This window comes from Streptomyces hyderabadensis, assembly GCF_020404845.1.
In the GTDB taxonomy this organism is placed as follows: Bacteria; Actinomycetota; Actinomycetes; order Streptomycetales; family Streptomycetaceae; genus Streptomyces; species Streptomyces hyderabadensis.
The window spans coordinates 1-22,790 of the sequence record NZ_JAIOJZ010000065.1 but is presented as its reverse complement, the minus strand read 5'-3'; the positions used below and the strand labels follow the sequence as shown (position 1 = coordinate 22,790).

Below are 22,790 nucleotides of genomic sequence, written 5' to 3'. Positions count from 1 at the left end.
GCTCCTTCGGGAGGGCGGCCCGCTCAGGCATGCAGGGGGTTGGCGATGGTGACGTAGACGGACTGGGTGTCCACCGGGCCGACGAGTTCGTCGAGGCCGTGCAGCCGGGTCAGCAGGTTCGCCTTGCAGCGCAGTACCGGCGAGTCGAGGAGGTGCGCGGGGAGCGGACCGCCCCGTGGGGAGGGGCCCGCGGCCAGCTCGCCGAGGAAGCGGCGGAAGGCGGCCAGCAGCGTTTCCTCCCCGGCGAGACCCTCGGAACCGAAGGCGCCGATGAGACCGAACACGTTGTTGACGGCGAGGTAGTAGGCGAAGCGCTCGTCGGTGACGGCGTCGGCCACGAACGTGTCGGAGTGCTTTCCGATGCCGGGCAGCCGGGCGTCGAGTTCCGCGCGCCGGGACTCGCGGAAGTAGTAGCCCTGGTTGTCGCGGTAGCGGCCGCCCGCGGGCCAGCCGTCGGTGTCCAGCAGGACGAGCGTGTTCTGCTGGTGTGCCTCCAGGGCGATCCCCGCGCGGGCGTCCAGCCACAGGACGGGACGTACGACGTGGTGGAGGTAGCGCAGGAACCACTCGACGGCGACGGCTGCGCGCGGGCGGCCGGTCCGTCCGGCGAGCCGGGTGACGACCTGGGCCAGCCTGGTGCGCGCGGCGCCGCCGGACACACCGTTCGGGGACGCGCGGGGGGCGGGGCTCTCGTCCGCCGCGCTGATGTACGGCGGCCGCGGTGCGACGAGGGAGGCCACGCAGCAGACGTCGTCCGAGGGGCGGAAGGGGTTGTGCCGGACGACGACGTCGAGGCCGCGCACGGGCGTGCCGTCCGGTCCGTCCACGGCAAGCCAGGCCGGGTCGCGGACGATGTCGAAGTCCGGGTGGGCCGCCCGCCACTGCCGGGACAGGCCGCGGCGCAGCAGTCGGTGGACCTCGACACCGCGGTGCAGCTCCTTACGGAGGTTCTCCCGCCGGGAGTTGGTGATGTGCAGGGCCAGCGAGAGCTTGAGCATGGCGGGGGCGCCGCTGCGGTGCACGGTGCGCACGGAGGACGTGGGATGCCATGCCGGGCCCCGCGCGCCGAGGTCCCTGACCAGCCCGGTGTCCAGCAGAGCGGCGACGTCCGGCCGGTGCAGCACCGCGCGGAACTGCCAGGGGTGCACGGGCAGGAGGGCGAACCCGGCCGGCGGTGCCGGACCCTCCGCCGGTGCCGGGCCGTCCGCGGCGAGGCGTGCGGTGAGCGCGCGAGCGGTGACCGCGCGGCCGCGCTCGGTCCAGGCCGAGTCGGTGGCGAGTGCGGAGGGGGCGACGGCCAGCCAGTGCAGGGGGAAGGAACCGCGCAGCTCCGGTGAGTAGCGGCGGGTCTCGGCCTCGGTGAGGCCGGCACGGCTCTTCGGGATGGGATGCAGCGGGTGCCCCAGGAGCAGCGCCTGCTCGGCGGCAAGGAAGAGGTCGGGGCCGCCCCGGTCCGGCGCACCGGCGGGGTCGTCCACGGGGCGTTCCGCGCGGTCCCGGAGGAATAGGGCGGTGCGGTGGACGGAGTCCGCGACGCGCGCGACGAGGTCGGGACCGTCGGGCCCCGGGGCAGCGGCCGTCTCGCGCACGAGCAGCGCGGCGAGCGTGACCGGGTCCACGGGCGGTGCCGAGGCGGGGGCGCCGGTCAGACGCGGCGGCCCGAAGCGGTGCCAGCCGGTCGGTGACCAGTAGCGCACGGGAACGGCGAGGGCCGTACCGGAGGCCGGGAGCGGTACGTGGAGGACGCCGTCGTCGGGGGCGGACACGTCGGCCTCGCGGGCCCAGCAGCGGATCAGGTTCTCGGTGCCCGCGGCCTGGGCGGCGGCGTAGTGATCGAAGGGGTCCGGCGGGCCGGCCGCGGGGCGCCGGGCGAACGGCACGGACCGGGGCGCGGGGAGGGCGGTGGCCTGCGCGACATGGGTGCGCGCGGTGTCCGGCGGGGCGACAGCCCCCGGGGCCGCCGGGGCCCCAGGCTCGGACACGGCCCCGGTGTCCGGCGCGGAGGCCGGCACGGGGATCGGTTCGGGGGCGGGAGGGATGTGCAACGCGGGTTCTCCTGGCGGGCCGTGTCCGGGGGCGGGTCTCATCTCGGGGTGCGCTCCCCGCGTAACGGGACGGAGCCGTCGGGGCGGTGGCGGTCCACCGCACCTACCGCGTCGGCGAGTCGGTCGAGGACGGCCGACATCTGCTCCTCGGTGACGATCAGTGGCGGCAGCAGCCGTACGACGTTCGCGCGCGGACCCGTGACGTCCACGATCAGCCCGCGGCGCAGGCACTCCCCGCGGACGGCGGCGGCTAGGTGGGCGGAGGCGCCGGGGCGGGCGGTGCCGTCGGGCGGGTCCTCGGGCGCCACCAGCTCGACACCGGCCATCAGGCCCCGCCCGCGCACGTGTCCGACGCACCCGGACTCCGCGGCCAGGGCGCGCAGTCGGGCCAGCATCCGGCCGCCCAGTGCGGCGGCGTGTTCGGCGAGGCGGTGTTCGCGGACGTGGGCGAGGGTGGCCGCGCCGGCGGCCAGGGCGAGTTGGTTGCCGCGGAAGGAGCCGGCCACGGGCCCGCCGTGCCCGCTCGGGTCGCCCAGGTCGTCGCGGTGGACCACCGCGGCCAGCGGCAGGCTGCCGCCGATCGCCTTGGCGAGGACCAGCACGTCGGGCGTGACTCCACTGTGCTCGAAGGCCCAGTAGGCGCCGGTCCGGCCGACGCCCGTCTCGGTCTCGTCGACGATGAGCGGGACGGCACCTTGGTCCGCGTGGGCGGAGGGGCGCCGCACACCTCCTGCCTCGGCGCCCGGCCCGTGCGGAGCCGCGGCCTCGCTCCGGGCCGGGTCCAGGAGGAGCCCGGCGGGCGGCTCCTGTCCCGGCGCGCCGCCGTCGGGAAGCGGCTCGTGCGCGTCGGCAAGGGTGACCACCCGGGTCCGTCCGGTGGCGGCACGGACCAGCGCGACGGCGGTGGCGACCGGGTCCGCGCCCGTCGGGTCGCAGAACCGCACGCGCGCGCGGTCGGCGAGGACCGGCGGCAGGGTGCACAGCAGCTCGGTGACGAAGGCGTCCTCGACCGGGGTGGTGTGGTCCATGACGTGCAGGGGGGCGCCGGAGTCGAGGACCCTGCGGATCGACTCCAGGACGACGGGGTGGTTGTGGCCGAGAGCCAGCGTGCCCGCGCCGGAGACGCAGTCCAGGTAACGGCGGCCGTCGGCACCCTCGATGGTGAGTCCCCGGGCCCGGACGGGTACGACCGGGAGGGCCCGCGCGTAGGTCCGCGCGGCCGGTTCCCGCGCGGGCCGGCACCTCGCAGCGCCGCCCCGCACGGCGCTCTCGGCGCCGCCGCGCTCCGCCCCGGCGCTCTCCAGCACAGCGTCCTCCGACCCTGCGCTCTCGGCCCCGGCGCTCCCCGACCCGCCACTCCCCGTCCCGCCGCTATCCGGCACCGCGCTCTCCGCCCCGCTGCCATCCGACCCGGCGTTCCCCGCCCCGCCACTATCCGGCACCGCGTCCTCAGACCCGCCGCTATCCAGCACGGCGCTATCCGGCACCGCGTTCTCCGACCCCGCGCTCTCGGCCCGGGCGTTCTCCGACCCGGCGTTCCCCGACCCGCCACTCCCCGACCCGCCGCCATCCGGCACCGTGCTCCCCCGCGCAGCGCCCTCCTGCCCGCTCCTCCCCCGCACAGCGCTCCTTCGCTCGGCCATCCCCCGCACAGCGCTCCTTCGCTCGGCCATCCCCCGCACAGCGCTCCTTCGCTCGGCCATCCCCCGCACGGCACCCACCGCCCCCTGTACGCCTTCCTCCTGCCCGGCGTGCGCCCGCGCGGACGTCGTGACCGCGGGCTCCGTCACCACGACCGCCCGCCCGGCGTCCCCGCCCCCGTCCGCACCACTCCCGTACGGGGATCCCGCCACGGCTCGTCGACCTCCCGCCGCCCGGACGCGATGCGACCTGCCGGCAGCTCCCGGCAGCAGGGGGACCGCGTCCGGGCAGCGGCACCCCCACCGCTACAACCGAGGTCCGTTCACGGGGTTACGGTCTGCCCGAAGATCGTTGCCGCGGCGGGGACTTCGCGGGCCGCTGCGGCTCCGCGGCCGGGCCCTCCGCACCGGCAGGAGGCGCGTGCCTGGTCAGGCGGCTGTATCCGAACCGTTGCCGTTCCGTCGGAACTCCCCCACAGCCACCGCATAGTGTGTGGTGCCGTTCCCGGTCGCCGCCGCTTGGCGCTCCGGCCGCGGCACCACGTTCGTTCACAGCAGGGGGAGTCAACACCATGCGATCCATACGGCCGTCGTTCAGCACGCGCGGAAACAGGCGCGGGCGGCGCGGAACCTCCTCCGCGGCCGCCGCCGTGGCGCTCGTCTCCGCGCTCGCGCTCACCGCCACGGCGTGCGAGGACGGCGACCCCGAGGCGGGCGGCGACGCCTCGGCCTCCGCGTCCGCCGCGGACGACGGCAACGGCGGCATCCGGATCCCGGACCACATCAAGGACAAGCTCAAGGAACACGGGATCGACGTCGACGACTGGAAGAACGGCGCCTGGAAGGACTGGAACAAGGACGACTGGCTGCGCGAGGCGCAGGACTTCGTCAACCCGATCATCGAGGGGCTGTGGGACCCGGACCGGATGCGGGACGCCGAGGAGCCGGACCAGGAGGTCGACGAGAACGACATCTCCGGGGACCAGGGCGTCACCGACCCGGAGCCCGCCCCCGTCGAGGCGGCGGCCGTACCGGCCAAGTACCACGACAACGCCGCCACGGCCGGCAAGCTCCTCTTCGACTCCCCCAAGGGTTCGATGGTGTGCTCGGCCACGGTCGTGAAGGACCCGGCCCACCCCGGCAAGTCCAACATGGTGTGGACGGCCGGTCACTGCGTGCACGCCGGCAAGAGCGGCGGCTGGTACCGCAACATCGCCTTCGTCCCGTCGTACAACGACGCGGACATGTCGGTCGAGGAGCTGCAGAAGGCCACCAAGGAGGAGATCGCTCCCTACGGTGTCTGGTGGGGGGACTGGGCGCAGACCTCGGACCAGTGGATCGAGCAGGGCGGCGCGACCGGCGGTGACGGCGCCTCGTACGACTTCGCCGTGATCCATGTGACGCCGGAGAAGGGCGGCAACGGCAAGTCGCTGGAGGAGACGGTCGGCGCCGCGCTGCCGGTGGACTTCGACGCGCCGGCCGTGCCGGAGATCGAGAGCATGAAGGCGATCGGCTACCCGGCCGCACCGCCCTACGACGGCCAGAAGCTGTACCAGTGCCAGGACAAGCCCGGGCGGCTGTCGATCAACGCCTCCGACCCGACGATGTACCGCATCGGCTGCACCATGACCGGCGGCTCGTCCGGCGGCGGCTGGGTCGCCGCCGGTTCGGACGGCAAGCCCGCGCTGGTCTCCAACACCTCCATCGGCCCGGTGACGGCCGGCTGGCTGGCCGGTCCGCGCCTGGGCAAGGAGGCCGAGGGCGTGTTCGACGCGGTGAGCGGGAAGTTCGCCGGGCAGTGATCACGCGCGGCCCGCACTGAGCGGGCCGGACGGTGGGGTGTGCCGGGCCCGTCCCGGCACCCCACCGCGCATCCCATGACAGACAATCACGCACTCACACGTTTCAACGGGGGTCCTCGCACCATGCGTTCCACACGTATGTCCGCCGCGCCACGGCGCGGACGGCGCACCGCACTCGCCGCGGCCGGTCTGGTCGCCGCGCTCGCGCTGACCGCGACCGCCTGCGGATCGGAGCAGGACAAGACCGATGCCGAGCCCGGTGGCGGCACCTCGCAGGCCGCCGACGCGGGCGACACCGGTGGCGGCGAGGGCGGTCTGGCGGCCGGCCTCGCGGACCGGCTCAAGGAGCACGGCATCGACGTCGACCAGTGGAAGGACGGCGGCTGGCAGAACTGGGACAAGGACAAGTGGCTCAGTGAGGCCAAGGACTTCGTCAACCCGGTGATCGAGGGCCTGTGGAAGCCGGACCGGATGAAGTCCGCGAAGGAGGCCGACAAGACCGTCACGACCAAGGACGCGGCCGCCGACCAGGGTGCCACCGACCCGGAGCCCGCGCCCGTCGAGGCCGTGGCCGAGAAGAAGCCGTACCACGAGAACGCGGCCCCGGTCGGCAAGGTCTTCTTCGACTCGCCCGAGGGTTCGATGGTCTGCTCCGGCACGGTGATCAAGGACGTGAACCACCCGGGCAAGTCCAACCTGGTGTGGACGGCGGGCCACTGCGTGCACGCCGGCGGCAGCGGCGGCTGGTACCGCAACATCGCCTTCGTCCCGTCGTACAACGACTACGGCAAGTCCGAGGCGGAGCTGGCGAACGCGACGACCACCGAGATGGCGCCGTACGGCACCTGGTGGGCCGACTGGGCGTCCACCTCGGACGAGTGGATCAAGGGTGGTTCGGAGAGCGGCGGCGACGGGGCCGCGTACGACTACTCGGTGCTGCACGTGAAGCCGGAGCAGGGCAGCAAGTCGCTGGAGGAGACCGTCGGCGCCGCGCTGGAGGTGGACTTCTCCGCCCCGTCGGCGACGGAGGTGTCCAGCATGGGCGCCTGGGGCTACCCGGCGGCGCCGCCGTACAACGGCCTGGAGATGTTCAAGTGCGTCGACCGGCCCGGCCGGCTGTCGCTGAGCCCGTCGCTGCCCACGATGTACCGCATCGGCTGCACCATGACCGGCGGCTCGTCCGGCGGCGGCTGGTTCCGGGTGGTGGACGGGGAGACCAAGCTGGTCTCCAACACCTCGATCGGCCCGCTGGAGAACACCTGGCTGGCGGGCCCGCAGCTGGGCCGCTCGGCCGAGGCGATGTACCAGAACATGAGCAAGACGTACGGCGGTCAGTGATCCGCGCACGGATCCGTCCATGACCGAGGGCCCGTCCCCTGCCGCGGCAGGGGACGGGCCCTCGGTCGGTCGGCCCGCTGTCGGGCCGTGCGGGTCTCAGGCGAGCGGCGCGGGAACGTACGGCGCGAACTCCGCCGCCAGTTCCTCGTGCACCCGCACCTTGAGCAGGGTGCCCTCCGGGGTGTGCTCCTCGGAGATCACCTCGCCCTCGTCGTGGGCGCGGGCGACCAGCTTGCCGTGGGTGTACGGCACGAGCGCCTCGATCTCGACCGAGGGCCGCGGCAGCTCGTTGTCGATCAGCGCGAGCAGCTCGTCGATGTTCTGGCCGGTGCGCGCCGAGACCGCGATGGCCCGCTTCTCGACCCGCAGCAGCCGCTGGAGCACCAGCGGGTCGGCCATGTCGGCCTTGTTGATCACGACGATCTCGGGCACGTCGGTGGCGCCGACGTCCCTGATCACCTCGCGCACGGCGGCCAGCTGCTCCTCCGGGACGGGGTGCGAACCGTCGACCACGTGCAGGATCAGGTCGGAGTCGCCGACCTCCTCCATCGTGGAGCGGAACGCCTCGACCAGGTGGTGCGGCAGGTGCCGGACGAAGCCCACGGTGTCGGCCAGCGTGTACAGCCGCCCGCTGGGGGTCTCGGCCCGGCGCACGGTCGGGTCGAGGGTCGCGAACAGGGCGTTCTCGACCAGGACGCCCGCGCCGGTGAGGCGGTTGAGCAGCGAGGACTTGCCGGCGTTGGTGTAGCCCGCGATGGCGACGGAGGGCACCTTGTGGCGCTTGCGCTCCTGGCGCTTGATCTCGCGGCCGGTCTTCATCTCCGCGATCTCCCGGCGCATCTTCGCCATCTTCTCGCGGATCCGGCGCCGGTCCGTCTCGATCTTGGTCTCACCGGGACCACGGGTGGCGAGGCCGCCGCCCTTGCCGCCGCCCATCTGCCGGGACAGCGACTGACCCCAGCCGCGCAGCCTCGGCAGCATGTACTGCATCTGCGCGAGCGCGACCTGTGCCTTGCCCTCTCGGGACTTGGCGTGCTGGGCGAAGATGTCCAGGATCAGGGCCGTGCGGTCGATGACCTTGACCTTGACGACGTCCTCGAGGTGGATCAGCTGCCCCGGGCTCAGCTCACCGTCGCAGATGACGGTGTCCGCGCCCGTTTCGAGGACGACGTCCCGCAGCTCCTCGGCCTTGCCGGAGCCGATGTAGGTGGCGGCGTCGGGCTTGTCGCGGCGCTGGACGACGCCGTCGAGCACGAGCGCGCCGGCCGTCTCCGCGAGGGCGGCCAGCTCGGCCAGCGAGTTCTCCGCGTCCTGCACGGTGCCCGAGGTCCAGACGCCGACGAGGACGACCCGCTCCAGACGGAGCTGGCGGTACTCGACCTCGGTGACGTCCTCCAGCTCGGTGGACAGGCCCGCCACCCGGCGCAGCGCCGCGCGGTCGGAGCGGTCGAACTGCTCGCCGTCCCACTGCGAGTCGTTTCCGTGGCTCCAGGCGACGTCCTCTTCCATCAGGGCATCGGCCCGAAGGCCCTCGGGATAGGTCTGCGCGAGACGCTTGGTGTCCTGGGAGGGGGAAGAAGAGGAGGTCATTGGATCCTTACGTAGCTGGGAAGGTGGGCGCGGCACACGCGCCGCGACATCCGGTACAACGTGCGGGACGCCGGGGAGATTCCCGGGGCCCGGGCCGCGCCGTCCCGAAGATGGTCGCACGGCACGGGCCGTCTCGTCACCGGCTTATTCGCCGTGCGCCCCGTGCGCCGCCTTGGCGGGGGTCTTCGCGGCGGGGGCCTGCTTCCAGTCCGGGTGGCCGGGCATCGGCGGGGTCTTCTCGCCGTACAGCCAGGCCTGGAAGAAGTCGCCCAGATCGCGGCCGGCGGTCTCGGAGGCGAGCCGGACGAAGTCGGCGGTCGTCGCGACGCCGTCCTGGTTGCGGGCGACCCACGCCCGCTCGACGCGGTCGAAGGCGGCGGGGCCGATCTCCTGGCGCAGGGCGTAGAGCACGAGCGCGGCGCCGTCGTACACGTTGGAGCGGAAGATCCCGGTCTTGCTGCCGTTCTTCGGCGGCTTGGGGGCCGCGGGCGGGCCGCCCGCCGTGCGCCAGCGGTCGGAGGCCCCGTATGCGGCCTTCATGCGCGCCGCCATGGGCTTGTCCGCGGTCTCCTCGGCGTACAGCGCCTCGTACCAGGTGGCGTGTCCCTCGTTGAGCCACAGGTCGGACCAGGTGGCGGGGCTGACGCTGTTGCCGAACCACTGGTGGGCCAGCTCGTGCACCATGATCGACTCGACGTACCACTTCGGATAGGCGGGCTCGGTGAACAGTTCCCGCTCGAAGAGGGAGAGCGTCTGGGTCTCGAGTTCGAAGCCGGTGGTGGCGTCGGCCATGAGCAGGCCGTACGTCTCGAAGGGGTAGCGCCCGACCTTCCGCTCCATCCAGGCGATCTGGTCGGGGGTCTTCGCCAGCCACGGTTCGAGCGCCGCGCGGTGCTCGGTCGGCACGACGTCCCGGACCGGCAGCCCGTGCGGGCCGGTGCGGTGCAGCACCGTGGAGCGGCCGATGGACACCTGGGCCAGCTCGGTGGCCATGGGGTGCCCGGTCCGGTAGCTCCAGGTGGTCGTCGGGCCGGTGTGCTCCACGCCCGTCGGCAGACCGTTCGCGACGGCCGTGAGCCCGTCGGGGGCGGTGATGTGGAACGTGAACCGCGCCTTGTCGGAGGGGTGGTCGTTGCAGGGGAACACCAGGTGGGCGACGTCGGCCTGGTTGGCCATGGCGAGGCCGTCGGCGGTGCGCACCCAGCCGCCCTGGCGGTCCTCGGGGTACACGGGGTCGCTGCTGTGCCGGACGGTGATCCGCGTCCAGTCGCCCTCGTCGAGCGCGTCCTCGGGCGTCACGACGAGGTCCTCGCCGGCGGTGGTGAAGGCGGCGGGGTCCCCGTCGACCTCGACGGAGTCGACCTTCCCGTGCGCGAAGTCGAGATTGATCCGGTCCAGGTCGGCGGTGGTGCGGGCCTCGATGGTGGTGACCGCCCGCAGCGGTTCGCTGTTGCTTCCGGAGTAGGTGAAGGACAGGTCGTACGCCGTCACGTCGTAGCCGGGGTTGCCCAGCTGCGGGAAGAGGCGGTCGCCGACGCCCAGCGGGGTCGGCGGGGCGCTCGCGGCGACCAGGCAGACGGAGACGGCGGAGGCGAGCAGCGCCGCGGCCCTGAGCCGGCGGCGGGCGCGGGCGCGGGGTCGAGGAGTCGGGGAGTGAGGGGTGTGCGGCATCCCTCACGGCTATCAGCGCGCACCTGCCCCGCGGCGACGGCGCGCGCCCGGGGCACCCGAACGGGTCCCGAGCGGGCGCGCGCGGGCCGGGCGGGCGCGGGCGCGCGCGGGCCGTGCGCGCGCCGAGTTCGTGGCCCGCGCCGGGCGCACCCGGTTCCCGGCCCCGCCGGACGCGCCCCGTACGCGGTCCACACGGGACCGCTGCCTCGCGCGGACCGCGCCGCGCAGGGCGCGCGTGAGCCGCACGCCGGCGTGCGGGCCCGGGTGTCCGGAGCGTCCGGGCGGCCCCTGCGGGTACGGATCAGGCCTCCGTCGGCGGCGCCCCACACGGGGTACGGGTGAGGCCTCGGTCGGCGGCGCCCCGCGCGAGGTACGGATCAGGCCTCCGTCGGGCGGCGCCCCGCGGTACCGGTGGTCAGGCGCCGGTCGGCTGCGGCTGGGCGCGGCTGACGTCGTACACGCCGGCCACGTCGCGCATGGCCCGCATCAGGGCGGGCAGCCGGGCGGCGTCCGGGAGTACCACGGTGTAGCTGTGCCGGACGCGCTGGCGGTCCGGGGGCTCGACGGTCGCGGAGACGATTTCGGCGCCTTCGAGGGCCATGGCCTCGGTGAGGTCGGCCAGGAGGTGCGGGCGGCCGAACGATTCGGCGAGGAGGGTCACCCGGCACCCGGTGCTCTCGCCCCAGCGCACGCCGACCTCCGCGCGCCCGGCGCTCTTCATGCGCGCCACCACGGCGCACTGGGCGCGGTGCACGGTCACCACTCCCCCGCGCACGGCGAAGCCGGTGATCTCGTCCGGCGGCACGGGCGTGCAGCAGCCCGCCAGCCGCACGGTCGCGCCCGGCCGGTCGACGAGGACGTCGGCCGAGGCGGCGCGGGTCGGCGCGGCGCCCGCGGCCGGGCGCGGGGCGTCGGGGTGGGCATGGGTCTCCGGCGCGGCGGGGCCGCGGGCCGGTTCCTCGGTCTCGGGGGCCGGCTCCGGGTGGGCGGCGAGCCTACGCTGGATGGCGATCCGCGCGGCGGGGGTGCGGGCGTGCTCCAGCCACTGTCTGGACGGCTCGGAGGCGGGGTCCTGGCCCATCAGGAGCTGCACGGTGTCGCCGTCCCGCAGCACCGTGCTCATGGTCGCCAGGCGGCCGTTGACCCGGGCGCCGATGGTCGCGTGCGCGTCTTCGCCGTACTGGGCGTAGGCGGCGTCGACGCAGGTGGCGCCCTCGGGCAGGCCCAGGGTGCCGCCGTCGGGGCGGAAGACGGTGATCTCGCGGTCCTGGGCGAGGTCCTCGCGCAGGGTGGACCAGAAGGTGTCGGGGTCGGGGGCGCCGCGCTGCCAGTCGAGCAGCCGGGAGAGCCAGCCGGGCCGGGTCGGGTCGGCGCGCTCGCCGTCGCCCGCGCTCTGCTCCTCCGACGGAGGCGCGTACGGGTTGCCGAGCGCGACCACCCCGGCCTCGGCCACCTTGTGCATCTGGTGGGTGCGGATGAGTACCTCGACGACCTGGCCGTCCTCCGCGCGGGCGACCGCCGTGTGCAGCGACTGGTAGAGGTTGAACTTGGGGACGGCGATGAAGTCCTTGAACTCCGAGACGACCGGCGTCATACAGGTGTGCAGTTCACCGAGGACCGCGTAGCAGTCGGCGTCCTCCTGGACGAGCACCAGGAGGCGGCCGAAGTCCGCGCCGCGGAGCGTGCCGCGCTTGCGGGACACACGGTGCACGGAGACGAAGTGGCGCGGGCGGATGAGGACTTCGGCCTGGATGTCGGCCTCGCGCAGCACGCCGCGCACCTCGTCGGCGACGGCGGCGAGCGGGTCGTCCGCGCGGGCGGCGTTCTGCTGGACCAGCTCGCGCGTGTGCGCGCACTCCTCGGGGTGCATGACCGCGAAGACGAGGTCTTCCAGCTCGGACTTGAGGGCCTGGACGCCGAGCCGCTCGGCGAGCGGGATCAGGACGTCGCGGGTGACCTTGGCGATGCGTTCCTGCTTCTCGCGGCGCATGACGCCGAGGGTGCGCATATTGTGCAGCCGGTCGGCGAGTTTGATCGACATGACGCGGACGTCGTTGCCGGTGGCGAGGAGCATCTTGCGGAAGGTCTCGGGTTCGGCGGCGGCGCCGTAGTCGACCTTCTCCAGCTTGGTGACGCCGTCGACGAGGTAGCGGACCTCGGCGCCGAACTCCTCGCCGACCTGGTCGAGCGTCACCTCGGTGTCCTCGACGGTGTCGTGGAGGAGGGAGGCGGTCAGGGTGGTGGTCTCGGCGCCGAGTTCGGCGAGGATCAGGGTGACGGCGAGGGGGTGGGTGATGTACGGCTCGCCGCTCTTGCGCATCTGGCCGCGGTGTGAGGACTCGGCCAGGACGTAGGCGCGGCGCAGCGGGTCGAGGTCGGCGTCGGGGTGGTGGGCGCGGTGGGCCTCGACCACGTGGCCGATGGCGTCGGGGAGGTTCCGGCTGCGGGTGGCGGAGCCGAGCAGGGCGGCACGGCCGAGCCGGCGCAGGTCGATCCGGGGGCGGGCCTTCCTGCGGGGCGCCGGCGCGACGGCACCGGTGGCCGCGGGCGGCACGGGGCCCGGGCTCGCTGGATTCACGGCCTCCGCATTCATGGGCACCTCCGGCTGCGCGGACCGGCGGACGGGGAATCCCAGGGCGGACACGGCTCAGGGGATGCTGTCGGTCCCCCGTCCGGGCCGGTGCTTGATGCTATCGAGCCCATCACGTGCGGCCGACCGCCTCTCGCCGAGCGTGAAACGGATCACCCATTCGAGCGATGGTCCGAGGGTTTACGTTTTCGCACTGAGTGTCATGGACCGCGCGGTGGTTCAGCGCGGTCCGGCTCACCGGGTCGTTCTTCAGGCGAGTACCCCTTCCAGCCATGCGGAGTCGAACTCGCCCTCCGCGACGATCACGGCGGGCCCGGTCATCTCGATCTCGCCGTCCGGGCGCTCGGTGATCACCAGGGTGCCGCCGGGCACGTCGACGGTGTACGTCGCCGGGGTGCCGGTGACCGCCGGGTCGGCACCGTCCCGGCGGGCGGCGGCGACGGCGACGGCACACGCGCCGGTGCCGCAGGAGCGGGTCTCGCCGGAGCCGCGCTCGTGGACGCGCATCGCGACGTGGCCGGGGCCCCGGTCGACCACGAACTCGACGTTGACGCCGTCCGGGTAGGCGCCGGCGGGCGTGTGCGAGGGCGGGGCGTACAGGTCGCCGGCGTGGGCGAGGTCGGCGACGAAGGCGACCGCGTGCGGATTGCCCATGTTCACGTTCCGCGCGGGCCAGCTGCGCTCGCCGACGCTCACCTCGACGTCTCCCTCGGGCAGCAGCGCACGGCCCATACCGATGGTGACATCACCGTTCTTGGCGAGGTGCACCCGCTTCACTCCCCCGCGCGTCGCGACGGCGAGGTCGCCTGCCACGGCGTACCCGGCGCGTTGGAGGTAGCGCGCGAAGACCCGCACGCCGTTGCCGCACATCTCCGCGACCGAACCGTCGCCGTTGCGGTAGTCCATGAACCATTCCGCCTCGGCGGCCATCTCCCGGGCCTCGGGGTGCGCCGCGGACCGCACCACGTGCAGCAGCCCGTCCCCGCCGAGGCCCGCGCGGCGGTCGCACAGGGCCGCGACGGCGGCGGGAGGCAGGTCGAGGGCGTTCTCCGGGTCGGGAACGATCACGAAGTCGTTCTCGGTGCCGTGCCCCTTGAGGAAGGCGATCCGCGTGCTCATTCCTCGATCGTACGGGGTGAGTGCGGCACGGCGACGAGGGGCGAGGGCCGCCCTGGGACGCGGGGTGCCGTCAGCTGCGCAGGCGGTCGACCCGCCACACGGCCAGGGCGACGACCGCGGCCACCACCAGGGCGTACACCAGGATCGTCCGCCAGTCGGCACGGCGCCCCGACCCGCGCTGGGGCAGGCCCGGCCAGGTGTATCCGACCCGGCGGGCGGCCATCATGCCCCAGCCTGCCGCGCAGGAGCAGATCAGCAGGCCCAGCATCGCGATCACCGCGCCGCTGTCGCCGAAGTCGAAGGCGAGCGGGAATGCGAACATCAGGGAGCCGAGCGCGGCCAGGCACACGATGGGCGCGAGCTGCCAGATCCGCAGGCGGCGCTGCGGACGCAGCTCGACCTCGACCTCGTCCCCGTACATCTCGTCGGGCTCGGGACCGTCGGCTGCGACGCCTTCCGGCGTCTCGTCGGGGCCGTCGGGGCTCAGGGCGCCGTCCGGCTCCGGTCCGCCGGGGGCGGCGGTGCCGTGCTCGGTGCTCGGTGCGGTGTCGCGAGGGCCGGCCTCCATCGCCACGCGCCCTCCCAACTAGGACTCACTCGGTCGATCGAAGCTCGATGATGGCACGCCGCCGGAGGCCCGGATGACGGCCGGGGCGTCCCGATGCCATCACGTGATCAGGCTGTAACCGGTCGTTCGACCAACGACAGGGCGAGTCGCGGAAGTTCCGTGCGGTCCGCCACACCCCCACTGAGCCAATGCACCCGCGGGTCGCGCCTGAACCACGAATCCTGACGGCGCGCGAAGCGCTTGGTGGCACGGACGGTCTCGTCGCGCGCCTCGTCGAGCGTGCACTCGCCGGCGAGCGCCGCGAGGACCTGCTGGTAGCCGAGCGCGCGCGAGGCCGTACGCCCCTCGCGCAGGCCCTGCGCCTCCAGTGCCCGGACCTCGTCGACCAGACCGGCCTCCCACATCCGGTCGACGCGCCGGGCGATGCGCTCGTCCAGCTCGGGGCGCGCCACGTCGACGCCGATCTGCACGGTGTCGTAGACGGAGTCGTGGCCGGGGAGGTTGGCGGTGAAGGGCCTGCCGGTGATCTCGATCACCTCCAGGGCGCGCACGATCCGGCGCCCGTTGCTGGGCAGGATGGCCCGCGCCGCCTCGGGGTCGGCGACGGCCAGGCGGGCGTGCAGCGCACCGGAGCCGCGCAGTTCGAGCTCCTCCTCCAGGCGGGCCCGGATACCGGGGTCGGTGCCGGGGAACTCCAGGTTGTCGACGGCCCCGCGGACGTAGAGACCGGAACCGCCGACCAGGACCGGCCAGCGCCCTTCGCCGAGCAGCGCGTCGATCCGCTCCCGCGCGAGGCGCTGGTACTCGGCGACGGACGCCGTGACGGTCACGTCCCAGATGTCCAGCAGATGGTGCGGGACACCGGCGCGCTCCTCGGGCGTCAGCTTGGCGGTGCCGATGTCCATCCCACGGTAGAGCTGCATGGAGTCGGCGTTGACGACCTCGCCGCCGAGCCGTTCGGCCAGGAAGACGCCCAGATCGGACTTTCCGGCCGCGGTGGGTCCGACTACGGCGATGACGCGGGGGGCGGGGGGTGCGCTGCTCACCGCACCAGTCTCGCAAACCTCTCACCAGACCCTCGAACGAGTTACGTGACGGCCAGCGTCCGGGGTCGTTGCCCGTTGCGAGGTTCCCGCTCCCCGGACCACCGGGTCATGGCCCCGGCCACGCAAACGGACGCACCGGATGCCGCGGGATTTCGCCCGCACGAGTAACGTATGGAGTTGATATGGGCGTTTTTGCACGGCTTTTTCGGAGGTCGAAGAGCACCGAGGAGGCGTCGGGCGCGGAGACGCGGACCGGCACCCCGGACACCGAGGGCGCGGCGGAGGCGAAGGCGGCCGAGGCCGCGGAGACCGTCGACAGCGGTCCCCGGAACACGGCGGAGGCGGACGAAGCCGGCGGGGCCGCCGCCGAGGCCGGCGATTCGGAGAGCGTGGGCATCCCCAAGCAGCAGTCCGCCGGGGAGGCCGTCGACAACGAGGCCGACAAGGGCGCCCGCACCTGACTGCCTCGTGAGGGAAGGCGAACCATGGGTCTCCTGGACAACTTGAAGGCCAGACTCGAACCGGCGAAGGGCAAGGTCTCCGACCTCGCGCAGCAGCACGGCGACAAGATCGATCGCGGTCTCGACAAGATGGCGCGGACCGTCGACGAGCGGACCAAGGGCAAGTACAGCGACCGGATCCAGACGGGCACGGGCAAGGCCAAGGACGCCATGGACCGCCTCGCCCACAAGGAAGACAAGGACGACAAGGGCACGGAAGGGGGCGCCGCACCCGGCGGGACGCCCGGCGGCACCCCTCCGGCCGGACCGCCCCCGGCGTCCTGACCCACCGCGGCCCCGGACGGCCCCGCGGCCCGAGCAGCGGCTCGGGCGCGGGGCCGTCGCGTGGGTACGCCGACGCCGACCGGCCGCTACGACCAGGCGGCCACGGCGTACCCGACCCCGTAGGGCGCGTCCTCGTACAGCAGCGCGCCGGCTAGATCCGTGCCCTGGGCCGCGCCCGCGAGGACCTGCCAGGGCGCCCGGCCGGAGACCTTGAGCTCGCGGGCCAGTGCGACGTCCAGCGCGGCGAGCGCGGCCGGGTCCGCCGCCGCCAGGGCGCGGCCCACTTCCGCGTCGAAGGGCGCCGCCCGCTCGTCGAGGTAGCCGGGTGCCTTCAGCGTGCGGCAGGCGCTGGCGTCGCCGAGCACCAGCAGCGCCGTCCGCCCGGCCCGTGCGGCGATCTCCCGGCCGAGGCCGGCGCAGCGCTCGGCGGACAGCTCGTCCCCCACACCGATGCCGTCGACGGGGAAGCCGGCCCAGCCGGTCCGCCCGAGCAGCCAGGCGCCCACGGCCAGGCCGTAGGGCAGCTCCGTCCCGTCCGCGTCGCCGCTGTCGGCGCCCAGGTACACCTCCAGGTCCACGCCGAAGCCCCGGAAGGAGCCGTGCGCGCCCCGCGGGTAGGTCTCGGGCCCGGCGGAGTGCGCGGGTCCGACCACCACGAGCCGGTCGGGCCGGGACGCGGCGAGCACTCCCAGCGCGTCCGTGCACGCGGCGCGCGCGGCGTCCAGCTCGGGTGCGGCACCCGCGGCGACCTCCGGGACGAGGAGCGGCGGGCAGGGGCAGACGGCGGCGGCGACAAGCATGATCGGCAGCGTATCCCCGGACCGTCGGCCCCGGTGGCACCCCCCGCGGTCAGTCGCAGCCGCAGCCGCTCGCCACCGCCGGCTGGGGCTCGGGGACGCCGATCTTCGGCAGGCCCAGCAGCACACCGGCCGGCTTGGCCTGCTCGGCGGTGTTGCGCTTCTCCCAGGCGTCGCCCGCGCGCGTGCGGCGCACGTCGAGCACCGCGCCCTCGGCGAGGAGGTGGTGCGGGGCGGCGTAGGTGACCTCGACGGTCACCACGTCGCCGGGGCGGACCTCCTGGTCCGGCTTGGTGAAGTGCACCAGGCGGTTGTCGGGCGCCCGGCCGGACAGGCGGTGGGTGGTGCCGTCCTTGCGGCCCTCGCCCTCGGCGACCATCAGCTCCAGGGTGCGGCCGACCTGCTTCTTGTTCTCCTCCCAGGAGATCTCCTCCTGGAGGGCGACCAGGCGCTCGTAGCGCTCCTGGACCACCGCCTTGGGGATCTGACCGTCCATCTCGGCGGCCGGGGTGCCGGGGCGCTTGGAGTACTGGAAGGTGAAGGCCTGGGCGAAGCGGGCCTCGCGCACCACGTGCAGGGTCTGCTGGAAGTCCTCCTCGGTCTCGCCGGGGAAGCCCACGATGATGTCGGTGGTGATCGCCGCGTGCGGGATGGCGGCCCGCACCTTCTCGATGATCCCCAGGTAGCGCTCCTGCCGGTAGGAGCGGCGCATCGCCTTCAGCACCGGGTCGGAGCCGGACTGGAGCGGCATGTGCAGCTGCGGCATCACGTTCGGCGTCTCGGCCATGGCGGCGATGACGTCGTCGGTGAAGTCGCGCGGGTGCGGGGAGGTGAAGCGGACCCGCTCCAGGCCCTCGATGGTGCCGCAGGCGCGCAGTAGCTTGCTGAACGCCTCGCGGTCGCCGATGTCGGAGCCGTACGCGTTGACGTTCTGCCCGAGGAGGGTGATCTCGGAGACGCCCTCGGCGACCAGGGCCTCGACCTCGGCGAGGATGTCGCCGGGACGGCGGTCCTTCTCCTTGCCGCGCAGCGCCGGGACGATGCAGAAGGTGCAGGTGTTGTTGCAGCCGACGGAGATGGAGACCCAGGCCGCGTAGGCGCTCTCGCGCCGGGTGGGCAGCGTGGACGGGAACGCCTCCAGGGACTCGGCGATCTCGACCTGCGCCTCCTCCTGCACGCGGGCGCGCTCCAGCAGCACCGGGAGCTTGCCGATGTTGTGGGTGCCGAAGACGACGTCCACCCAGGGGGCCCGCTTCACGATGGTGTCGCGGTCCTTCTGCGCCAGGCAGCCGCCGACCGCGATCTGCATGCCGGGGCGGCTCGCCTTCTTCGGGGCGAGGTGGCCGAGGTTGCCGTACAGCTTGTTGTCGGCGTTCTCCCGGACGGCGCAGGTGTTGAAGACGACGACGTCCGCGTCGCCGTCGGCGCCCTCGGGGGCGCGGACGTAGCCCGCGTCCTCCAGCAGACCGGACAATCGCTCGGAGTCGTGGACGTTCATCTGGCACCCGTAGGTGCGTACTTCGTAGGTGCGCGTGCCGCCCGCTGACTGGCTCCGGTCGATGCTGCTCATGGCACTAAGGGTAGGCGGTCCGCGACGGTGGCCCGGGCCGCCTGTGGACAACCGGGACCGCGGCAGGTCAGGGCTGGTCGGAGCGAGGGTGTCAGGGCTCGATGAGCCCCGCGCGGATCGCGTACCGGGTGAGTTCCAGGCGGTCGCGCACGCCCAGCTTCTGGAGCAGGTTCGCGCGGTGGCGCTCCACGGTCTTGGCGCTGATGAAGAGCAGCTCGCCGATCTCCTTGGAGGTGTGGCCCTCGGCGACGAGCTTGAGGATCTCCTCCTCGCGCTCGGTGATCGGCCGCTCGGGCAGTCCGCCGCCGCCCTGCACCCGGTCCAGGTAGGAGCGGACGAGGGCCCGTTCGGCGCCGGGGTAGATGAAGGGCTCGTCGCGCACCGCGGCCCGGCACGCCTCGACCAGGTCCCGGTCGGCGACGGACTTGAGGACGTATCCGCAGGCGCCCGCCTTGAGGGCCTCGAAGAAGTACTGCTCGTTGTCGTACATGGTCAGGATCAGGATGCGCAGCCCCGGCAGGCGGCGGGAGAGTTCGCGGGCCGCCTGGAGGCCGGTCATGCGGGGCATGGCGACGTCCAGGACGGCCAGGTCGACCTCGGTGGCCCGCGCGGCCGCGACCGCTTCGGCACCGTCACCGGCCTCGGCGACCACCGTCAGATCGGGTTCGCCGTCCAGGATGAGGCGGACTCCCCGGCGGACGAGGGTGTGGTCGTCGGCGAGCAGGACGCGGATCGGGGGCCGTGCGGACATCAGGGGCTGTCTCCGGTTCGGTCTGCGGAACGGCCCCCGGGCGGTGCGGGGACGCGCAGGCGTACGTCGGTGCCCCCTCCGGGGGCGGGCTGGAAGTGGATGTCGGCTCCTATCAGCAGGGCCCGCTCCCGCATCCCGCGGATGCCGGCGCCCTCGGCCGCCGTGCCGAGGCCGGTGCCGTTGTCCCGCACGAGCAGTTCGACACCGGCGCCGCCGGGCAGCGGGCGCAGCGTGAGCACCGCGCGGTCGGCGGCGGCGTGGCGGGCGGTGTTGGTCAGGCCCTCCTGGGCGACCCGGTAGAGGACGAGTTCGGCCTCCGGGGCGAGCGGGGGCAGGTCGCCGGGGATCTGGTGCTGGACGGTCAGTCCGTGGTGCGTGAACTCTGCGGCGAGCGAGCGCAGGGCACTGGCCAGGCCCAGCTCCTCCAGAACGCCGGGGCGCAGGCGGCGGGCGATGCGGCGGATCTCGTCCAGACCGGCCCGGGTGGCCTCCTGCGCCAGGGTCACCTCCTCGCGCAGTTCGCCGGGGACCCGGTCGGCGACGCGCTTGAGCTGGAGGAGGACGGCGGTGAGGGTCTGGCCGACCTCGTCGTGCAGCTCGCGCGCGATGCGGTGGCGTTCGCGTTCCTGGGCCTCGAGCGCGCGGCCCGCGCCGGCGGCGCGTTCGGCCTGGAGCCGGTCCAGCATCGTGTTGTACGTCGCGATCAGCTGCGCCGCCTCGGCCGGTCCGGCGACCTCCGGACGGGTCCCGGGCACCAGCAGGTCGGCGGTGGACATGGCCCGGCCCAGCCGGTGCAGCGGGGTGAGTCCGATGCGCAGCACGACCGCGTTGCCGACCAGCAGGACCGCCAGGCCCGCCAGCAGGACGAGGGCCTCGCCGGCCAGCACGGGCGTCGACACGGTGACCGGTCCCAGCAGCAGTGCGGTGGCGACGACCAGGCCGGCGGCGTTGAGCGAGAAGATCCGCCAGAACAGCGACACGTTCCTCTTCCCGCTCCTCCCGGCCTGCTCGCACGACACCCCCGCGGCCAGCTTCGCCGACCGCGACCGGCTGCGTATATCCGTCACGACACCCATATCGCCACCGTACGTGCGGATGGCAGCATGGCGAGGTCGCGAGCACGTCACCCACGTGCGCAAACGAAGCAAGCGCAGCAAGAGTCGCGGCAGGCAACGCAGGACGAGTGAGGGGAAAGCACGTGTCAGCTCCACGCCTGAGGGCGACGCCGCTCCCGGGTATCGGGGTCCAGTACGACCTGGTGACCCGCGAGCACCGCCACCTGTCGGTGGTGGCCCACCGCGACGGTGCCCGCACGGTGAACGTGTACCGGTCCGACGACCCCGATTCCTGCGCCCACTCGCTGCGGATGACGGGGCCCGAGGCGGGCGCGCTGATCGACGCGCTGAAGCCCTCCCACCACAGCGCGAGCCTGCTCTACACCACCGATCTGGGGCTGGTCGCCGAGCGGATCGAGGTGTCCGCCACCTCCCGCTGGAACGGGCGGCTGCTGGGCGACACCCGGATGCGGACCGACACGGGCGCCTCGATCGTGGCGGTGCTCCGGCGGGCCGAGGCGATCCCCTCGCCGGCGCCGGACTTCCGGCTCGTGGGTGGTGACACCTTGATCGTCATCGGCACCCGTGAGGGCGTCGACGCCGCCGCGGCGATACTCGGGCAGGAGTGAGCCGGTGCACTCAGCGGTTCTGCTGATCGAGTTCGGTTCCATCATCCTGGGGCTCGGGCTGCTCGGCCGGTTCGCCGGCCGGTACCGGCTGTCCCCCATCCCGCTGTACCTGCTGGCCGGGCTGGCCTTCGGCGAGGGCGGCCTGCTCCCGCTCGGCGCGAGCGAGGAGTTCGTCGCGACCGGCGCCGAGATCGGTGTCATCCTCCTGCTGCTGATGCTGGGCCTGGAGTACACGGCCAGCGACCTGGTCACCAACCTCAAGTCGCACTATCCGGCGGGCCTCGTCGACTGCGCGCTCAACGCCGTGCCGGGTGCGGTGGCCGCGCTGCTGATGGGCTGGGGTCCGGTGGCCGCCGTGGTCCTGGCCGGCGTGACGTGGATCTCGTCGTCCGGTGTGATCGCGAAGGTTCTCGGCGACCTGGGCCGGGTCGGCAACCGCGAGACGCCGGTGATCCTGAGCGTGCTGGTCCTGGAGGACCTGGCGATGGCGGTGTACCTGCCGATCGTCACCGCCCTGGTCGCCGGTGCCGGTCTGATGACCGGGAGCATCACGCTGGCGATCGCGCTGGCCGCGGCGGGTCTCGTGCTGTTCGTGGCGGTGCGCTACGGCCGCCTCATCTCCCGTTTCGTCTCCAGCGACGACCCGGAGAAGCTGCTCCTCGTGGTGCTGGGCCTGACCATCCTCGTCGCCGGTGTCGCGCAGCAGCTCCAGGTCTCGGCCGCGGTCGGCGCCTTCCTGGTGGGCATCGCGCTGTCCGGGGAGGTTGCGGAGGGCGCGCACACGCTGCTGAGCCCGCTGCGGGACCTGTTCGCGGCGGTCTTCTTCGTCTTCTTCGGCCTGCACACGGATCCGGCCAGCATTCCGCCGGTCCTGCTGCCCGCGCTGGCGCTGGCGCTGCTGACCGCAGTGACGAAGATCGCCACCGGGTACTGGGCGGCGCGGCGGGCCGGGATCTCCGTCAAGGGCCGCTGGCGGGCGGGCGGCGCGCTGGTGGCGCGCGGCGAGTTCTCCATCGTCATCGCGGGCCTTGCGGTCTCGGCCGGTATCGAGCCGTCCCTGGGCCCGCTGGCCACGGCGTACGTCCTCATCCTGGTCGTCCTCGGTCCGCTCACCGCGCGCTTCACCGAACCGCTGGCGATGCGCCTGTTCCGGCGCGGCGGCAACCCCGACCGTCCGGCCGGCCCCGCCGAGGGGGCGCCCCGGGCGGCGGAGGCGGAGGCATCGGTCGGCGACTGACCCGGGGCGGTGCGGTCGAGGCGCGGACGTGGAGCGGGGTGCGGCCCCGTCCCACGTCCGCGTCCCCGGGTCCGGGCCCCGGTGCCGGGCCCCGTGTGAGCCCGGCCCTGGTCAGTGCCGGTGCGGGCTGGCAGGATCGCCCCCATGTCCACGCTGCTCTCCCGTATCGGCGGGCGCCGGGCCGTCCAGGGCGCGGTCGCCGGTGCCGTCGTGCTCGGGCTGCTGCTGTGGTGGCTGCTGCCGCTGGGCGAGAAGCCGCCGGGCGGGACGATCACCTTCAGCACGGGCACCCGCGCGGGCGTCTACCAGAAGTACGGCGAGCTGCTGCGCACCGAGCTGCGCAAGGACATGCCCGGCCTGGACGTGCGGCTGATGACCAGCGCGGGCTCGCAGGAGAACGTCGAGCGGGTGGCGTCCGGGGAGGCAGACTTCACCATCGCCGCGGCCGACGCGGTCGAGACGTACAAGCTCGCCGGCAACCCGGGCGCGGAGGACCTGCGCGGGGTCACCCGGCTCTACGACGACTACGTGCAGCTGGTCGTGCCGAGCGGCTCGGA

19 protein-coding genes are annotated in these 22,790 nt (G+C 73.7%); 7 read left to right on the top strand and 12 right to left on the bottom strand.

Going from position 1 to position 22,790, the window contains the following annotated elements; genetic code table 11:
- Positions 1-23: 23 nt before the first annotated feature.
- Both K7854_RS32715 and K7854_RS32710 read right to left on the bottom strand, forming a co-directional pair.
- Positions 24-2,087: an IucA/IucC family protein gene (locus K7854_RS32715; protein WP_226030185.1), complete on the bottom strand. Its 2,064-nt coding sequence runs from the start codon at positions 2,085-2,087 to the stop codon at positions 24-26.
- Positions 2,084-3,349, bottom strand: a complete 1,266-nt coding sequence (locus K7854_RS32710; protein WP_264088019.1) for an aminotransferase class III-fold pyridoxal phosphate-dependent enzyme — start codon at positions 3,347-3,349, stop codon at positions 2,084-2,086. Before K7854_RS32710 ends, K7854_RS32715 begins: the two co-directional genes overlap by 4 nt.
- 908 nt (positions 3,350-4,257) lie before the next feature.
- Here K7854_RS32710 and K7854_RS32705 point away from each other — a divergent pair.
- Both K7854_RS32705 and K7854_RS32700 read left to right on the top strand, forming a co-directional pair.
- The gene (locus K7854_RS32705; protein WP_226030184.1) at positions 4,258-5,487 is read left to right on the top strand and encodes a trypsin-like serine peptidase; all 1,230 of its coding nucleotides are present in this window, start codon (positions 4,258-4,260) and stop codon (positions 5,485-5,487) included.
- Positions 5,488-5,610: 123 nt separating this feature from the next.
- Positions 5,611-6,825 (top strand): trypsin-like serine peptidase, encoded by a 1,215-nt coding sequence (locus tag K7854_RS32700; RefSeq protein WP_226030183.1) that lies wholly within the window; start codon positions 5,611-5,613, stop codon positions 6,823-6,825.
- 96 nt (positions 6,826-6,921) lie between these two features.
- Here the strand turns inward: K7854_RS32700 and hflX are convergent, their stop codons facing one another.
- The 6 genes from hflX to miaA form a co-directional block, all read right to left on the bottom strand.
- A complete protein-coding gene (gene hflX, locus K7854_RS32695) occupies positions 6,922-8,415 on the bottom strand; it encodes a GTPase HflX (protein WP_226030182.1) in 1,494 nt (497 codons plus the stop codon).
- A 144-nt stretch (positions 8,416-8,559) separates the two neighbouring features.
- A complete protein-coding gene (locus K7854_RS32690; RefSeq protein ID WP_226030181.1) occupies positions 8,560-10,086 on the bottom strand; it encodes a M1 family metallopeptidase in 1,527 nt (508 codons plus the stop codon).
- 415 nt (positions 10,087-10,501) lie between these two features.
- The gene (locus K7854_RS32685; RefSeq protein ID WP_226030180.1) at positions 10,502-12,679 is read right to left on the bottom strand and encodes a RelA/SpoT family protein; all 2,178 of its coding nucleotides are present in this window, start codon (positions 12,677-12,679) and stop codon (positions 10,502-10,504) included.
- A gap of 246 nt (positions 12,680-12,925) precedes the next feature.
- A complete protein-coding gene (gene dapF, locus K7854_RS32680) occupies positions 12,926-13,795 on the bottom strand; it encodes a diaminopimelate epimerase (RefSeq protein ID WP_226030179.1) in 870 nt (289 codons plus the stop codon).
- Between the two features lie 70 nt (positions 13,796-13,865).
- The gene (locus tag K7854_RS32675) at positions 13,866-14,363 is read right to left on the bottom strand and encodes a hypothetical protein (RefSeq protein ID WP_226030194.1); all 498 of its coding nucleotides are present in this window, start codon (positions 14,361-14,363) and stop codon (positions 13,866-13,868) included.
- A 107-nt stretch (positions 14,364-14,470) separates the two neighbouring features.
- Entirely contained in the window at positions 14,471-15,409 is a 939-nt protein-coding gene (gene miaA / locus K7854_RS32670; protein ID WP_226030178.1) for a tRNA (adenosine(37)-N6)-dimethylallyltransferase MiaA, read from the bottom strand.
- A gap of 182 nt (positions 15,410-15,591) precedes the next feature.
- On the opposite strand from miaA, the gene K7854_RS32665 reads away from it, so the two are divergent.
- Together K7854_RS32665 and K7854_RS32660 are read left to right on the top strand one after the other, a co-directional pair.
- A complete protein-coding gene (locus tag K7854_RS32665) occupies positions 15,592-15,870 on the top strand; it encodes a hypothetical protein (protein WP_226030177.1) in 279 nt (92 codons plus the stop codon).
- A 24-nt stretch (positions 15,871-15,894) separates the two neighbouring features.
- Positions 15,895-16,194: an antitoxin gene (locus K7854_RS32660; RefSeq protein WP_226030176.1), complete on the top strand. Its 300-nt coding sequence runs from the start codon at positions 15,895-15,897 to the stop codon at positions 16,192-16,194.
- Positions 16,195-16,280: 86 nt separating this feature from the next.
- Here K7854_RS32660 and K7854_RS32655 read toward each other — a convergent pair whose 3' ends face one another.
- The 4 genes from K7854_RS32655 to K7854_RS32640 all read right to left on the bottom strand — a co-directional run bounded on the left by K7854_RS32655 (position 16,281) and on the right by K7854_RS32640 (position 20,388).
- Entirely contained in the window at positions 16,281-16,994 is a 714-nt protein-coding gene (locus K7854_RS32655) for a class III extradiol dioxygenase subunit B-like domain-containing protein (protein WP_226030175.1), read from the bottom strand.
- Between the two features lie 49 nt (positions 16,995-17,043).
- Positions 17,044-18,561 (bottom strand): tRNA (N6-isopentenyl adenosine(37)-C2)-methylthiotransferase MiaB, encoded by a 1,518-nt coding sequence (gene miaB, locus K7854_RS32650; protein WP_226030174.1) that lies wholly within the window; start codon positions 18,559-18,561, stop codon positions 17,044-17,046.
- 91 nt (positions 18,562-18,652) lie between these two features.
- Positions 18,653-19,312, bottom strand: a complete 660-nt coding sequence (locus tag K7854_RS32645; RefSeq protein WP_226030173.1) for a response regulator — start codon at positions 19,310-19,312, stop codon at positions 18,653-18,655.
- A complete protein-coding gene (locus K7854_RS32640; RefSeq protein WP_226030172.1) occupies positions 19,312-20,388 on the bottom strand; it encodes a HAMP domain-containing sensor histidine kinase in 1,077 nt (358 codons plus the stop codon). The genes K7854_RS32645 and K7854_RS32640 overlap by 1 nt, the downstream gene beginning before the upstream one ends.
- 122 nt (positions 20,389-20,510) lie before the next feature.
- Between K7854_RS32640 and K7854_RS32635 the strand changes: the two genes are divergently transcribed.
- The 3 genes from K7854_RS32635 to K7854_RS32625 form a co-directional block, all read left to right on the top strand.
- Complete coding sequence (locus tag K7854_RS32635; protein WP_226030171.1) at positions 20,511-20,996, top strand: cation:proton antiporter regulatory subunit; 486 nt, start codon at positions 20,511-20,513, stop codon at positions 20,994-20,996.
- Between the two features lie 4 nt (positions 20,997-21,000).
- Positions 21,001-22,233, top strand: a complete 1,233-nt coding sequence (locus K7854_RS32630) for a cation:proton antiporter (protein WP_226030170.1) — start codon at positions 21,001-21,003, stop codon at positions 22,231-22,233.
- Positions 22,234-22,377: 144 nt separating this feature from the next.
- On the top strand, positions 22,378-22,790 hold a 413-nt coding region (locus K7854_RS32625), incomplete at its 3' end, for a TAXI family TRAP transporter solute-binding subunit (RefSeq protein WP_308112583.1).